Annotated in this window: 9 protein-coding genes and 4 tRNA genes; 4 read left to right on the forward strand and 9 right to left on the reverse strand. The window is 45.1% G+C overall.

All coding sequences use genetic code 11. From position 1 onward, the window contains the following. Positions 1-9 precede the first annotated feature (9 nt). Together CC97_RS13045 and CC97_RS13050 are read right to left on the reverse strand one after the other, a co-directional pair. Positions 10-2,406 (reverse strand): homocysteine S-methyltransferase family protein, encoded by a 2,397-nt coding sequence (locus CC97_RS13045; protein WP_044975393.1) that lies wholly within the window; start codon positions 2,404-2,406, stop codon positions 10-12. Beyond that, positions 2,384-3,064: a vitamin B12 dependent-methionine synthase activation domain-containing protein gene (locus CC97_RS13050; RefSeq protein ID WP_049962897.1), complete on the reverse strand. Its 681-nt coding sequence runs from the start codon at positions 3,062-3,064 to the stop codon at positions 2,384-2,386. Before CC97_RS13050 ends, CC97_RS13045 begins: the two co-directional genes overlap by 23 nt. Positions 3,065-3,442: 378 nt before the next feature. On the opposite strand from CC97_RS13050, the gene CC97_RS13055 reads away from it, so the two are divergent. From CC97_RS13055 to CC97_RS13065, 3 genes are all read left to right on the forward strand, one after another. Next, positions 3,443-7,759 carry a glycoside hydrolase family 2 TIM barrel-domain containing protein gene (locus CC97_RS13055; RefSeq protein ID WP_049962898.1) on the forward strand — a complete coding sequence of 1,439 codons (4,317 nt, stop codon included), beginning with the start codon at positions 3,443-3,445 and terminating at the stop codon, positions 7,757-7,759. Between the two features lie 334 nt (positions 7,760-8,093). Further along, complete coding sequence (locus CC97_RS13060) at positions 8,094-9,131, forward strand: type II CAAX endopeptidase family protein (protein WP_044975395.1); 1,038 nt, start codon at positions 8,094-8,096, stop codon at positions 9,129-9,131. Between the two features lie 117 nt (positions 9,132-9,248). After that, positions 9,249-9,854 carry a cytidylate kinase-like family protein gene (locus tag CC97_RS13065; protein ID WP_044975397.1) on the forward strand — a complete coding sequence of 202 codons (606 nt, stop codon included), beginning with the start codon at positions 9,249-9,251 and terminating at the stop codon, positions 9,852-9,854. A 148-nt stretch (positions 9,855-10,002) separates the two neighbouring features. On the opposite strand, the gene typA is transcribed toward CC97_RS13065, so the two are convergent. The 5 genes from typA to CC97_RS13090 all read right to left on the reverse strand — a co-directional run bounded on the left by typA (position 10,003) and on the right by CC97_RS13090 (position 12,344). After that, positions 10,003-11,823 (reverse strand): translational GTPase TypA, encoded by a 1,821-nt coding sequence (gene typA / locus CC97_RS13070; protein ID WP_044975398.1) that lies wholly within the window; start codon positions 11,821-11,823, stop codon positions 10,003-10,005. Between the two features lie 163 nt (positions 11,824-11,986). Further along, positions 11,987-12,071, reverse strand: a tRNA-Tyr gene (locus CC97_RS13075). 13 nt (positions 12,072-12,084) lie between these two features. Continuing rightward, a tRNA-Thr gene (locus CC97_RS13080) sits at positions 12,085-12,157 on the reverse strand. 34 nt (positions 12,158-12,191) lie between these two features. After that, positions 12,192-12,264, reverse strand: a tRNA-Thr gene (locus CC97_RS13085). A 6-nt stretch (positions 12,265-12,270) separates the two neighbouring features. Next, positions 12,271-12,344, reverse strand: a tRNA-Pro gene (locus CC97_RS13090). Positions 12,345-12,652: 308 nt separating this feature from the next. On the opposite strand from CC97_RS13090, the gene CC97_RS13095 reads away from it, so the two are divergent. After that, on the forward strand, positions 12,653-13,699 hold the full coding sequence (locus CC97_RS13095) for an SGNH/GDSL hydrolase family protein (RefSeq protein ID WP_044975399.1): 1,047 nt from the start codon (positions 12,653-12,655) through the stop codon (positions 13,697-13,699). Between the two features lie 111 nt (positions 13,700-13,810). Here CC97_RS13095 and nadE read toward each other — a convergent pair whose 3' ends face one another. Both nadE and CC97_RS13105 read right to left on the reverse strand, forming a co-directional pair. Then, on the reverse strand, positions 13,811-14,557 hold the full coding sequence (gene nadE / locus CC97_RS13100) for an NAD(+) synthase (RefSeq protein ID WP_044975400.1): 747 nt from the start codon (positions 14,555-14,557) through the stop codon (positions 13,811-13,813). Positions 14,558-14,783: 226 nt separating this feature from the next. Further along, entirely contained in the window at positions 14,784-15,776 is a 993-nt protein-coding gene (locus tag CC97_RS13105) for a dockerin type I repeat-containing protein (RefSeq protein WP_081850118.1), read from the reverse strand. Positions 15,777-16,135 lie beyond the last annotated feature (359 nt).

A 16,135-nucleotide genomic window follows, 5' to 3' on the forward strand; every position in this document is an offset into this window, starting at 1 on the left:
TATTTTCTGTTATTCGCTGTATACGATTCTTGCTATATCAACAGTCTGCTTTGCGTCACGGGAATAGAAATCCGCTCCTATCTTTTCAGCAAACTCAGGAGTAAGCACAGCTCCGCCGACTACGACCTTTATATCCGGTCTGCGTTCCTTCACAAGCTTTATCGTATCCTCCATTGATTTAAGCGTAGTGGTCATAAGTGCTGAAAGACCAACAAGCTTTACATCTTCAGGCGCTGCAGCTTCAGCAACAGCTTCGTATTCAACGTCACGTCCGAGATCGATAACGTCAAACCCGTAGTTTTCCAGCAGTACCTTGACGATATTCTTTCCTATGTCATGAATATCGCCCTTTACCGTGGCAAGAACAACTTTTCCCTTTGATACCTTTTCACTGTCCGCCGGCATTTTCGATTTGATTACCTCGAAAGCCGCCTGTGCGACACCGGCTGAAAGAATAAGCTGCGGAAGGAAGATAGCACCCTTTTCGAAATCCGCTCCCGCCTTGTCGAGTGCAGGTATCAGAACTTCATCGATGATCTTCATGGCATCAGTTGTTTCAAGAAGTTTTTCAGTAATACGTGCACCGTCCTGCTTAAGTCCGCTCTGGACCGCATACATAAGTCCCTCCGGCGTTGCCTCCATTGCATTCGACGGAGGCGGTGCTGCCTGCGGTGCAGCAGTATTGTATGCTGCAATGTATTCGCGCGAATCCTTGTCAATGTTGGCGAGCACCTTGTAGGCACGTACCGCACCTGCAATTACCGCAATATTCGGATTGATGATAGGAAGATCCAGTCCGTTTGCAAGACAGATCTGAAGGAACGAGCTTGTTATGAGCTCGCGGTTCGGCAGTCCGAATGATATGTTTGAAACGCCGAGTGCTGTTTTCAGTCCGAGTTCGTGCTTTACCCTGTGGACGGAGTTTACTGTTACCATCGCCGCTGCCTGTTCCGTCGAAGCTGTCATGGTGAGACAGTCGATAAAAACATCACGCTTTGGTATGCCGATGGCTGTCGCTCTGTCGAGTATCCTCTTCGCTATTGCAAAACGTTCCTCAACAGTTGCCGGAATACCGTTCTTGTCAAGTGTAAGTCCGAGCACACAGGCTCCGTACTTCTTGACTATCGGAAGGATCTTCTGAAGTGATTCCTCCTCACCGTTTACCGAGTTTACTATCGGCTTTCCGTTGTATACCCTTAATGCAGCCTCAAGCACCTCCGGAATGGTGGAGTCCACCTGAAGCGGAAGGTCAGTAACACCCTGAAGCGCCTTGACCGTGCGCACCATCATTGCCTTTTCATCTATGTCAGGAAGACCTACGTTTACGTCAAGAATGTCGGCACCCGCATTCACCTGCTCGATGGCCTGACCGAGAATGTAGTTTATGTCGTTGTTCACGAGGGCTTCCTTGAAACGCTTCTTGCCTGTCGGATTGATCCTTTCACCGATTATTCTCGGCTGGTCTATAACGACAGTTCTTGAAGCGGAGCAGATCGCTGTCGGTATCTCAGAACCGCCTGTCACTTCCTCTTTTCGCGGAACGAACTTCTTTCCTGCAAGCACCTTTTTAAGTTCAGCTATGTACGCCGGTGAAGTTCCGCAGCATCCGCCGAGGATCTTTACGCCAAGATCAGCAAACTTAACGACCGTGGCAGCGAAATCTTCCGCGTTTACATTGTAGCGTCCGGTGACCGGATCAGGAAGTCCGGCATTTGCCTTGGCTATAAGAGGAATATGGGTCCAGTGTGATATCTCCTCAACAATAGGGATGAGTTCGGCAGGACCGAGCGAGCAGTTTACACCGATTGCATCGGCACCGAGAGCTGTAAGCGAAAGCGCCATTGCTGAACATGAACATCCGGTAAATGTTCTTCCGTTAAGTTCAAAACTCATAGTACACATTACCGGCTTGTCGGAGTTTTCCTTTGCTGCAAGAAGAGCAGCACGCATCTCGGTAAGATCAGTCATCGTCTCGATAACGATAAGATCGGCGCCTTTTCCGGCACGGACTATTTCGGCAAAGACATCGTACGCTTCCTCGAACGAAAGATCTCCGCCGGGTTCCATGAGTCTTCCGAGAGGACCCACGTCAAGTGCGGCATAGGCTTCCTTTCCGCTCTTTTCTATAGCACGCTTAAGATTTGCGATTCCGGCTCCTACCACCTCGTCTACGGTATAGCCGCTTTCTTCAAGCTTGTATCTGTTTGCGCCGAAAGTATTGGAGTAGAGTATCATACTTCCGGCATCAAGAAACATACCGTGTATCTTTTCGAGAACTTCAGGTGAAGTCAGATTGAGCAGTTCCGGTATTTCACCCGTTTCAACACCAAGATCGAGAAATGTTGTTCCCATTCCTCCGTCAAGAAAGACAAATTCATTTTTATCAAGTAGTTTTCTGAAATCCACAGTGGAGCCCCTTTCTTCTGAGCGAACATCCTTCAAAGGAACGGCATTCAGCACATCCCATACGTTTTTTTTCAACCGGATCTTCCGAAATTCCGATCACGGCAGTGACCGATTTCATCGGAGACATCATATTTTCTTTCTGCAGCACTATTCCCGCAGTCTTTCCTGCATTCAGCACGTTCAGCAGTTTCGGCTGAACGGTAAGCGGAAGATCTCCGTATCCGGGCGAGTAACGCCACGTAAAGAATTTTCCGGGGAGACTCTTCCTTATTTCCTCTTCCGCAAGATCTGCAGCCTGTTCTGCTGCAGCACTGGCAAGAGCATCTGTCATCACGCTCTTTGCCATGTCAGTTATCTGAAGACGCCGTATGAGCATGTCAACATCAGCACCGACAGTAGCAGCAAACAGTGCAGCGTATCCGCATCCTTCAAGATGCTCCGAAAGATCTTTTCCCTCTAAAACGAGTCCGTTTTCAAGGGTCAGAGGAAAGAATCCGTTTATCTTAAAAACACGGTACACGCAAACCGGCCGTATTGTTTCAAGCAGCTTCCGTTCACACTCTTCAAGTTCCGTAAGTGCAGTATCGCTGATGGCGCCGCCCTTATATGACATATATCTGAGTGCCTGCTCTCTGTCGATCTGTTCAATTCTTATCATTACACATTACCATTTTCAAATATTTGTACGTTTTTCGTGCTGATTTATGCAGATCAGCGTTTCTGGTCACACATCTTTATTATACCATAACGGCAGGGCATTATCAATGCTGACAGGGTGACAGCAGCAGGGAATTTTAACGGCCGGCAGGCATCCTGAGCCCTTTCATATCAATTATTTGCCTTAATATAGCACTATGATAACCGTTATTATGTCTTTATTATGTTTTCATATTGACTTAGTACAGTTTTTTTCATATAATTTAGGTATAGTCGTGTATTTTATATAAAGTTGTATTTAATTGCGGTGACTTTAAAAATACACATTTGTTTGATTGTATTGTAAGTGTAAAGTTATTTGAAAATGGAGATGGATTGAATGAAAAGGAACAAACAGATTGCCTCGCTTCTGCTTGCATCTTCAATGATGCTCTGCAGCACTCCTGATGTGACACTTCCTGTAAAAGCAGCAGGAACCTCATCGGAAAACCTTGCGCCATGCATAAAAGCTGACGTAAACAAGCAGAAATTCTCACACAATGAATGGACCGGAAAAAACGGCGCTGAAGATGTCTTCGGCATAAACCGTGAAGAAGCAGCCGTTACCCTCATACCTTACCAGGATACTGCCGCCGCAGCTGCCGCAGTATGGGACTACAATGCCCGTGAGGATTCTACATATCTGCAGATGCTCACACGCGAAGCAGGCGGCAAGTGGGATCTCACTGTGGTACAGAACCAGCAGCAGGCTGATTCCTACCTGAAAGACGGCTTTATGAATCCTGACTACAACTCATCCGGCGGATCATGGAAGAGCGTTTCAATGCCTGACAGCTGGACCCGTCAGGGATTCGACTTCTCTATCTACACAAACGTAGGTGAACCGTGGCAGAGCAGATACGACGGCAACGTACCTGTTCCGAATGCTCCGACAAACTACAACCCGGTAGGTCTCTACAGAAAGAAATTCACCCTTGACCCTCAGATGACCGAAAACAACAGGAGGGTATGCATTCAGTTCGACGGCGTTGAATCAGCCTACTATGTATACGTAAACGGAAAAGAAGTAGGCTACAGTGAGGACACATTCAGCCCTCATAAATTCGATATCACCGATTATCTTACAAGCGGGGAGAACACACTCGCAGTCAAGGTGCACAAATTCTGCGACGGTACCTGGTTCGAGGATCAGGACATGATCTACGACGGCGGTATTTTCCGTGACGTATTCCTTACAAGTGAACCGCTCGTAAAAATATCTGACTATACGGTAAAGACTGATCTTGACGATTCATACACAAATGCGACCGTACAGATCTCGGCAGATATCCGCAACAACTCAAAAACAGACCAGTCCGGCTGGAGCGTAAAGGCTGAGATCCTTGATGAATCCGGCACAAACATCGTTCCTGATGCCGCAATTTCAGTTGACTCGGTCGCTTCAGGCAAAACAGGCACATTCAAAGGCGACATAAAAGTAAATTCGCCGAAGCTCTGGTCTGCTGAAAAACCGAACCTGTACGCTCTTGTTCTCACACTCACTGACGGACAGGGCAATGCGGTCGAAACTGTTTCAATGCAGCTCGGCTTCAGGGAAGTAAACTTCACACCGGTTCAGGTAGACGGTTCCTACAAGCGTACCACAAACAGCTTTGAACCGATCAGAATAAACGGCAAGCGTCTTCTTCTCAAGGGCGTAAACAGGCACGACACCGACCCGTTCCACGGCAAGGCTGTTACACAGGAGTGCCTCGAGGAAGATGTACGCCTGATGAAGAACTACAACGTAAATGCCATCAGAACGTCTCACTACAGCAACGACTCCTATCTCTACTGGCTGTGCAACAAGTACGGTCTGTACATGATGGCTGAGACAAACATGGAATCCCATGCCCTCATGAACAACAACAACGCCAAGGGTCTGTTCTACGAACTCGGTATGGACAGAACGAATACAACTTTTGAGCGTCTCAAGAACAATCCGTCCATCGTTGCGTGGTCTATAGGAAACGAAATGGTATACACGGGCGATGCAAACACATCAAACGGTATGTTTCGCGACATGATCTGGTACTTCAAGAAGAACGACGGATCACGTCCTGTACACAGTGAAGGTCAGGGCGACGCAATGGGCGTTGACATGGCAAGCAACATGTACCCGGGTCAGGACGGAATAAAGAACCGCGCCGGAAGAGGAAAAATGCCTTACGTTATGTGTGAATACGTTCATGCAATGGGCAACTCGGTAGGCGGACTCAAGGAGTACTGGGATGTTATAAGAAGCGCTGACAACATGCTCGGTGCCTTCGTATGGGACTGGGCTGACCAGAGCCGTGCAGTAAGTCTCGGAACCATTCCGAGCAGCACCGGTATAAACGACGCAACAGGCGTACACGGAAAGTGCTCCGGTGATATCTCTCGTGGTCTCGGCGAAGGTACACTCAACGGCGGTGCCGCAATAAAGGGCAATACCGTAATGGACAATAATGCAAAATACAATGCCGCACTTTCCGGAACAGGAAAGTCATTCACCTTTGAGGCTGTCGTAAACCCTGCTACTACTGACAAGAACAATGTCATTCTTGCCAAGGGCGATACACAGGTCGCACTCAAGACACAGAGCAACGGTACAGGCCTTGAATTCTTCGTTTACGACGGCAAGTGGAAATCAGTTTCGTGTGACTTCCCTTCAGGCTGGACAGGAAACTGGCATCAGGTAGCCGGCATTTACGACAAGGGTAATATTACTATCGCTGTAGACGGCAAGGTGCTCAAGACCGGATCAGTTGCAGACGGCATAAACGGAGGAAACACACCTGTCGGCATCGGTATCGACCCTGAAACAGGAAGAAAATTTGACGGTCAGATCTCACTTGCAAGGATCTACACAAAGGCACTTTCAATCGACGAACTCAACGGACAGCGTTCCGCAAATCCGAAGATCGGTGCAAACGATCCTTCCGTTCTCCTTTGGCTCGACTACAATACAGAAGACATCACAAGCGAGGGCGCATGGGACTACTATGCACAGGATAACGCCCACAAGAATCTCTACCAGGATCTCAGTGCAGGAAACTACTTCGGCTACGGCGGTGACTGGGGTGACAGACCTAACGACAACAGCTTCTGTGAAAACGGTCTCGTTACACCGGACAGAACACCTCAGCCTGAGCTTACAGAAATAAAGTACCAGTACCAGAGCGTATGGTTCTCAACTGACGACGGCGGAGTACAGGGCGGAAACGTCAATGTATACAACGAAAACAACTTTACCAACCTTAACGAATACGACATCAACTGGAAACTCCTTAAAAACGGTGTTCCGTGTGATGAAGGCACACTGACTGCAGACGTTGCACCGCTTTCACGCGGAAAGATAACCGTTCCGTATACAATGCCGGCAGACAGACAGAACACAGACGAATTCTGGCTTGATCTTTCCGTAACTGCCAAGAACACATCCGGCATGATCGAGGAAGGTCATGAGGTGGCATTCGGACAGTTCAAACTCAACAACGCTTCACAGCCGTCACATCCTGTTGACAGCAGCACTGTAAGCGTAAAGGATGAAGGCGGATCATATTCCGTAAAGGGCGGAAACTTCGAATTCTCTATAAATAAATCCACCGGAACGATGCAGATGTACAAGTACGAAGGAAAGACTCTGATTGAAAACGGTCCTGTGCCTAACTTCTGGAGAGGTTTCGTTGAAAACGACAATAACTCAGGCAACTACAAACTTTTTGACCGCAACTGGCAGAAGGCTGAAGGCAAGGCAAAGGTGTCAGGCGTAAAGGTGACTGACAACAGCAGCGGCCAGAAGGTGATCGAGGTTTCAATGTCATTCCCTGATACAGGAAATGCGACACAGAAGACCACATACACAGTAAACGGCAACGGCGAAGTTAAAGTATCGATAAGCGTTGACGCTACAAAGGCAAACATGGGCAACTTCCTGCGTGTAGGTTCACAGCTTACACTTCCTGCAGGATTTGAACAGCTTTCCTGGTACGGAAACGGTCCTGTCGAAACATTCAACGACAGAAAATCATGCGGAAGAAAGGGTGTATGGAACAGCACAGTTTCAGACATGTTCTTCCCGTACATGAAGACTGACGACTCAGGAAACCTTACTGATGTAAGATGGATCGAAGTAAGCAACGCAAAAACAGGTGCATCACTCAAGGTAGAAGCTACAAGTCCGCTTGAAGCACAGGCTCTCCACTTCACACCTGATGATATCAACTCAACCAACCACGTTTACGAGCTCACACCTCGCAACGAAACAATACTCGGCATCAACTACGGTTCAATGGGCACAGGTACAGCAACATGCGGTCCTGGTACTCTCGGTAAGTATCAGCTGCCTTCAAACAAGGTATACAACTGGGAATACACTCTCATGCCGTCAGTATCTGATCCTGTTGCAGATCCGGATCCGACATCGGAACCAACAGTTGAACCGACATCTTCACCTGATCCGGGAACAGATGAATACATGACCGGAGATGTAAACAACGACGGCAAGGTAGACATTACAGACTTAAGTACAATGGCTATCAACCTCGTTGACCGTAAAAAGTTCAGCGAAGCTGCAGCTGCAAAAGCTGCTGACGTAAACAAGGACGGTGCATTTGATCTTACAGACCTCGCAACATGCCGTCAGTTTATCTCAAAAGTTATTACAAGCTTCTGATCACTCCATTTAAATAAAACCACAGTAACACAGAAGAAAACCGAACCTTCGGGCTTTGTCCCGGTACGTGGACTTCCGTTCACTGTAATATCGCCGCAGTTTTCCGTAACAGGAATAACTGCGGCGATATACTTTTTACCGAAAATCGCACACGTTACCTTGTTGATTATTTTATGATTTTAATGTATAATAATTTTATAACTAAGAAAATACTGATTATATCGGAAATCCGGCGAAGCCGGATTTCCGGAGGTGGGATTTGCGGGGCTTCGCCCCGGAGCCCCACGCTGATTTATGAATAAATCAGCGTTTCCATAAGGAAAAGGAGATCACAATGGAACCGGAACTTGAAATAAAAAAAGACGTGAAAACAGAACTCAGACACGATTCTGCAGTCAATGCAGTTCTTCTGCTTGTCTTCTGGGCAATATATTTTGGTGCAGCATTTTCACTGCCGGTGTTACTTAAAAAACTCACCGGAACAGTGGACACAAATCTCGAGGCTCTTTTATTCTACATCGTTCTTTATCCGATAGGATTCTCGCTGATTTTTATCATCAACAAAATCTTATACAAGGGGAAACGGGAAGTGAAAATATTCGAATGCTTCCGGAAACCTGTAACTTCACCGGGATGGACTGCAAAATGGATATTTCTGACCATCGGTGCGACCTACTCTGCAGCTCTTCTCTCATCTCTTATATTCATGATAATAGAATTTGTCACGCACAGCAAACTGTCGGAAGCTGATATGAGTTCGGACAATTCTCTGCTCGGAAATCTTGTCGTTATGATCGCCGCACCGGTATTCGCGCCGATATTCGAAGAACTTTTCTTCCGCGGAACACTTTACAGAAATGTCCGCAGTCACAGCACCACAGGGATGATGGTCATATGCGGAATAACATTCGGCCTGTGGCACGGAAACTACCCGCAGTTTCTCTTTGCTTCGGTCATGGGATTCTTTTCATGCTTTCTTTTTGAAAAAACAAAATCTATCATCCCGTCAATGATCGTGCATTTTATAATCAACACGATCGGTTCATGCCTGACACTCCTTATAAGCAGCGTCGGACTTACACAGGCTGACATTACAACAGCAGACTCATACGACCTGATGTTTGAGCATCCTTTTGTATTCCTTATTCTTTTCGCAATGGGTATGTGTGTTATCGCTGCACTCGTAACATGGCTCATATTTTTTATTATCGAGATCGCATACTACAAAGACAGTTTCATTATCGAACAAAAGAATCCGGAAATATCAGAAAAGAAAAAAGTCTGGATATATCTTTCCTCACCTCTTATGGCACTGGTCATGCTCGGAATGCTTGGATATACAGTTTTCCGTGCCTTAGGCGGTAATGTCTGACCGGAAGGCATATTTCAAACTATTGAAAATCAATATATTTTCTCAAAATGCTGTTGACAAAATGGTGAAAATGAACTATAATATCAGTATATCGAGGAAATGGAGGAAGAACTGAAAATGGAGAAAATAAAGATCATCACTATTGGCAGAGAGTACGCAAGCGGCGGCAGAACGATCGGGAAACTGATCTCTGAAAAACTCGGCATCCCGTTTTACAACAAGGAAATACTGCACATGGCAGCTGAAAAATTAAACCTGTCAGCCGATGATGTTAAAAACGCAGATGAAACAGCAGCAAACAGCCTTCTGTACAGCATGTCGCTGATGAGCAATCTTAATTCTGCTTCATCACTTCCTATAAACGACAGAATTTTTATCGAAGAACGTGAAGTTATCAAGACTCTCGCTGAACAGGGACCGTGCGTTATAGTAGGAAGATGCGCAGACAGCATACTGAAGGAAATACGCGACGACGTACTCAATGTCTTTATCTACGCCGACTCTGACGCAAGAGCAAAAAGAGCAATAGATGAATACGGCGAGTCTCCTGACAGCGTATACTCTTCGCTCAGGAAACACGACAAGAAAAGATCCACCTACTACAATCTCAATACAGGACAGAAATGGGGAGCAAAAGACAATTACGATCTGTGTCTGAACAGTTCAAAGCTCGGCATCGAAATGTGTGCTGATCTTATAATACATACTGCAGCAAACATGTAATTTCTCTTGATCCATCCTAAAATATAATAATATACAGCAAAGAACCGGAGCTAACGTAGAAATAGGCCCCGGTTTTTTGCTGTATGGAAACGGAACAGCCCGCTTTTCTTAATAATGAAAAGCGGGCTGTATTTATTATATTGATTTATCAGACCTTTGCCTTTGCCTTTGCACGCATCTGGTTTGAAAGAATTCTCTTTCTGATTCTGATGTTCTTTGGTGTGATCTCGAGAAGCTCGTCGTCTGCGAGGAATTCAAGGCTTTCCTCAAGGCTTAACTTTCTGCACGGGATGAGTCTGAGTGCGTCATCGCTTCCGCTTGCACGTGTATTTGAAAGGTGCTTCTTCTTACATACGTTTACTACAAGGTCTTCTGACTTAGGTGATACACCTACGATCATGCCTTCGTATACCGGAGTACCTGCACCGATGAAGAGTGCGCCTCTTTCCTGTGCGTTGAAAAGGCCGTATGTAACTGCTTCGCCTGTTTCGAATGAGATGAGTGAGCCTGTCTTTCTTCTCGGAATGTCGCCCTTGTACGGTTCATATCCGTTGAACACGCTGCTCATGATGCCTTCGCCCTTTGTATCTGTAAGGAATTCGCTCTTGTATCCGAAAAGTCCTCTTGCAGGAACAGAGAATTCAAGACGCATTCTTGCTCCCTGCGGATGCATTGTGAGCATTTCTGCCTTTCTTGTACCCATCTTTTCCATTACTGCGCCGACGCTTTCTTCCGGTACGTCAACAACGAGGAGTTCCATTGGTTCGCACTTTACGCCGTCAATTTCCTTGAGGACAACTCTTGGAGTTGAAACTGAAAGTTCATATCCTTCACGGCGCATGTTTTCTATAAGAATTGAAAGGTGCATTTCACCGCGGCCGCATACTGAGAATGAATCAGCGTTTTCTGTTTCTTCAACACGGAGTGAAACGTCACGGAGAAGTTCCTTGAAAAGTCTGTCGCGGAGCTGACGTGATGTTACGAACTTGCCTTCACGTCCTGCGAACGGGCTGTCGTTTACTGAGAATGTCATTTCAACTGTAGGTTCACTGATCTTGGCAACAGGAAGAGCCTTGAATTCTGATGCTGCGTCGCAGATAGTATCACCGATAGTGATGTTTTCAATACCGCTTATCCATACAATGTCGCCTACAGTAGCTTCCTGAACAGGTACTCTCTGGAGTTCCTGGATCTGAAGAACGTTTACTACCTTTGCATTGTAAGGCTTCTTTGAGTCGAAGTGATCGCCGACTGTTACGTTCTGGCCTACCTTGACAGAGCCGCTCTCAATACGTCCGATACCGATACGGCCTACGTAGTCATTGTAGTCGATAGATGAGATGAGCATCTGGAGAGGAGCATTTTCGTCGCCTTCCGGAGCTGGAATGTAGTCAAGGATTGTTTCGAAGAGAGGAGTAAGATCCTTGCCCGGTTCGTACTGGCTGAGTGAAGCAGTGCCGCTTCTGCCTGAACAGAAGAGGATAGGGCTTTCGAGCTGTTCGTCGTTTGCGTCGAGGTCGATTAGGAGTTCGAGAACTTCGTCGCCGATCTCATCGAGTCTTGCGTCCGGCTTGTCGATCTTGTTTACTACGATGATGATCTTCTGTCCCATTTCAAGAGCCTTGGAAAGAACGAATCTTGTCTGAGGCATAGGACCTTCAGCTGCGTCTACGAGAAGGAGAACACCGTCAACCATGTTGAGTACACGTTCAACTTCGCCGCCGAAATCAGCATGGCCAGGAGTGTCGATGATGTTGATCTTTGTTCCGTTGTAACAGACTGATGTGTTCTTGGCAAGGATAGTGATACCGCGTTCCTTTTCAAGATCGTTGCTGTCCATTACTCGTTCAGCAACAGTCTGATTCTCACGGAAAGCACCGCCCTGCTTGAGCATTTCATCAACGAGTGTGGTTTTACCGTGGTCAACGTGAGCAATGATCGCGATGTTTCTTAAATCGTTTCTTACCATAAATAACTCCTCCTGAAAGTCGTCTTCGTAAACTTTACTAAAAAATCACTAATTCATTAGTGAAACTTGCCATAAACCTTTTCGATCTGTGAAAAGTACTAATTATATTGCCAAAAAATTTTTGCATAAAAAATTTCCTGCATGAAAATGCAGGAAATAATGTTGGTGGAAGAGGGTGGATTCGAACCACCGAAGCTGAAAGCAACAGATTTACAGTCTGCCCCCTTTGGCCACTCGGGAACTCTTCCATATTTAATTGAGAGCTGGTGAACGGACTTGAACCCCTGACCTGCTGATTACAAATCAGCTGCTCTACCAACTGAGCTACACCAGCACAGTATCAAACAATCATATTAAAAACATTCAGAAGCTGGTGAACGGACTCGAACCCCTGACCTGCTGATTACAAATCAGCTGCTCTACCAACTGAGCTACACCAGCATCTTATCGAGGCGACAGGAGTCGAACCTGCGGCATCTTGGTCCCAAACCAAGCACTCTACCAAACTGAGTTACGCCTCGTCGTTTTCTCTACTGCTCGTTTGACAGCTTCTTAATTATACACTATCCGAAGCCGTTTGTCAACACTTTTTTGAAAAAAATTTTCAAAACGGTTATTTACAGCTAATGCCCCTCCTGCAATATTGAATCTGCCTGGTTTATATGATATACTTAAGGAAACACTGATTAAAACGGACATCCGGCTTCGCCGGATGTCCGGAAGTGGGATTTGCGGGGCTTCGCCCCAGACCTCCACGCTGATTTATGAATAAATCAGCGTTTCCTTAAGGAAATACTGATCAAACCGGAAATGGCACGGAGAATAAAACATGAGACACTTGAAACTTTCAGATAAAAACGCAAAGATAACTGGCAGATATTCAGCTGACGGAGATATTCTCTGGCTTATACACAGCGGATCAGCCGCCGCATTTGAGCTCACGGCCTCAAAAGCTGAACTTACACTTAAGAGCGATAAGGATTCAGGCGCCTACAAGGACGGCAAACCCCGTTTTGCGGTATTTGTAAACGACGAACTTGTTTCAGACGATGTGACAGGCTCTGAGGGCGTAAAGATCACCGTTCTTGACAGTGACATTGAAAAAACTGCTTACGTAAAAATCATACATCTTTCCGAAGCACAGTCGGGAGCAGTCGGCATTGCGGCACTTGAAGCTGAATCGGAAGCTGCCGATCCGGTAAAACCGCTTCCGGACAAAAAATACAGCATCGAATTTATCGGTGATTCCATAACCTGTGCATACGGCGTTGAAAGTGAATGTGAACTTGATATGTTCACTACAAAGACTGAAAACTTCATGAAATCGTATGCTTATCTCACTGCGCAGAAACTTGACGCGGACTGCAGCGCAGTTTCATTCAGCGGATTCGGTGTCGTTTCAGCCTACACTGACACCGGAATAAAAGATGCTGCACGTCTTGTTCCGGACTTTTATCTTTACGCAGGTAATCTTCCTGAGTTCAGAATACTGTGGAATTTTGAAAGAAAGCATCACGACATAGTAGTTGTTTTTCTCGGAACAAACGATATCAACTACGTTGCCGCCGCCAGTGAACATGAGGATGAATTTAAGGAAGGCTATCTTTCATTCCTTAAAACAGTCAGGGAAAAGAATCCGGACTCCTTCATAGTCTGCACAATGGGCACGATGGGAACCGGGAATGTCTATAAGGAAATCGAAAAAGCCGTTGCAGAATTCAAGACATTTTCCGACGAAAGAATACTCTGCTTCCAGTCTGAAGAACAGAACGGGGCTGACGGATACGGTGCCGACTGGCATCCTTCCGCCATAACACAGCAGAAATGCGCTGACAGGCTCTCGGAAGTTCTGAGGGGAATTCTTCAGAACAGATAAGGAAACAAACACAAACGGGCGTACCGGTCACCGAACCGGTACGCCCTTCTTATTCTGAACGTGCTTATTTACGGGTGCTCTGTCCGACAGACGCCCGTTTTCAACGATCATTTATTTGTTCTCTTCAAAATAGTTGTAGCAAGGCATGAAGCTTAACTTAAAGAGGTTACGCTCGTGAAGTGTGTCTATTCTCTCCTTTGTAGCCGGATCAGGTTCGATGCCTTCGCGGATGTACTTGTCCAGTGTAAGGTAAGTAAATCCGAGATTGTCCTCATCTGTCTTGCCGCAGAGGCCGTCAATAGGCGGCTTTTCAACGAATTTTTCAGGGAGTCCGAGTTCACGTCCCATAGCCTTTACTTCCTGAACCGTAAAGAACGAAAGCGGGCTTACGTCACCGGCAGCATCGCCGTATCTTGTTGAATAGCCCACCCAGTCTTCAGAGAGGTTGCATGTATTGATAACACGGCCGTTGTTTGACTGTGAAACTGCGTACAGAACAGACATTCTGAGTCTCGGAGCAAGATTTGTTCTTGTCTGAGTGCTTATTTCAAGCTGTCCTTCCAGCGCGCCCATAACACCTTCAAATGCGTCCTTTATATTAACAGTGAAGTTCTTTATATCAAGATGCCTGCAAAGGTCGATAGAGTAGTCTATGTCGTGCTGTTCGCCGTTTGGCATCATTACACCGATAACTCTGTCTTTGCCGAGTGCCCTGCAGCAGAGAGCAGCAGCAACGGAACTGTCTTTGCCTCCGGATATTCCGATAACAGCATTGCATCCTTTTCCGTTTTTCTCAAACCAGTCTTTAAGCCATGCAGAACATTTTTCCACAGCATCGGCAGCATTAAAACTATACATACGATATCTTCCTCTCTGAAAAATAATTTATACTTAAATTATATTTTTTTCTGCGGTAAATGTCAACAGTAAATACCCCGTAACGGGACATCACCGGGACATGGTAATATTCATCACTTCGTGATGAATATTGCTATAGAAAAACGGGAAATGAATTTCGAAAATAACCGAAATCCATTTCCCGTTTATTTTTTAAGAGTATACATATCAGTAAAGATCAAGGGCATCAAAGAACTTCTATCTTCTTTGAAACATACTGTCTTAATCTTGCAAGATCAGCAATTGTAACTTTACCGTCACCATCCACATCAGCTGACTTCAGCTGATCATCATTAAGACTGATATCTCCTATCAATGCAATGGACAGCGCTGTCAAATCAGTAGTATCTACACTCTGATTCGATATTATATCGCCAGGAACTGATGATGTTTCCCCGTCTGAATATAAAATTTCTGAATTACTCACTGACTCAGAAGAATGATAAACACCCCATATAGGATGATAACCAAGTTCTTTGTGGACAGCTTCAGCAAGATCGATATAAGTTTTAATTTTAATATCTTCTTTATCCCTGATGGAAACCTTGCATATAATTGAATCAGATTCCTCATATTCAACAACGACATCCGCATCGATTTTGATCTCGGAAGCGATTTGTTTGATCTTACTTACATCACCCACATCAGAAATCCTGTAACGATCAAATGAAGAACTTAAGAGTTCACCGGCAAAGTAGCACTGTTTTCTGTAGTGAAATTCTCTTATGTATTCTTTCTCTGTAAGATAGGTACATAATTCATCAGCCAGATTTTTGGTTATAACATCGAGTTCAGGTGAGGTAATAAGAATATTTGGATATCCGCTGATTTCGATCTTTTCAGAAGATATTCCTTTGGCGGAGATAAAATCCGCTATTACTTCTTTCGTTTCCGGTTTTGCATCTCTGACAAGAATAATTGCAGGTTCTTTATTAAGCATAAACATCTGTCTATGTTCTTCATCATACAGAAGCACCAGATCACGATCTTTATTATATTGTTTAATGCGTTCTAGTGAAAAAACACCGTTTACATCTTCATACACCTGAAAAGACTTGAATTTTTCAGTATCAGTAAACGCTACAACATCTGAATAATCAACTGCGCTTACCACCGATATTGTGTTACCGCTAATCGCCAAAAGCGAGACCAGTAGCGTTAAAATTCTGTTCTTGTTCATTGAAAATCACCTCTATAATATCATTGTAAATACGGATTATTCAAATAAAACGTTAAATGAACCGGACCCGATTTTCATAAGTCAATAAATACACGGGTTAGTTCTTTTTTCTTGCGTAAATTATAACATTATCAACGTTATTTTTCAATAGTTCATCGAAAATTTATTTACTGACAATCATTTCCTTAATAGCCGCATTTCAACCACCTACTTCTTTATATCATGATTATGTTTTAAAGAACTATTACATAATTTTAATGAATCAAAGCTTTTTATGATGAATCATTTAAAGTATTTTTGTTCTCTGCTTATTATACACATGAAAGTCGGAATTATCTTACCTGATTTTTAAAGTTTTT

It is taken from the genome of Ruminococcus sp. HUN007 (assembly GCF_000712055.1).
Classification (GTDB): domain Bacteria; phylum Bacillota; class Clostridia; order Oscillospirales; family Ruminococcaceae; genus HUN007.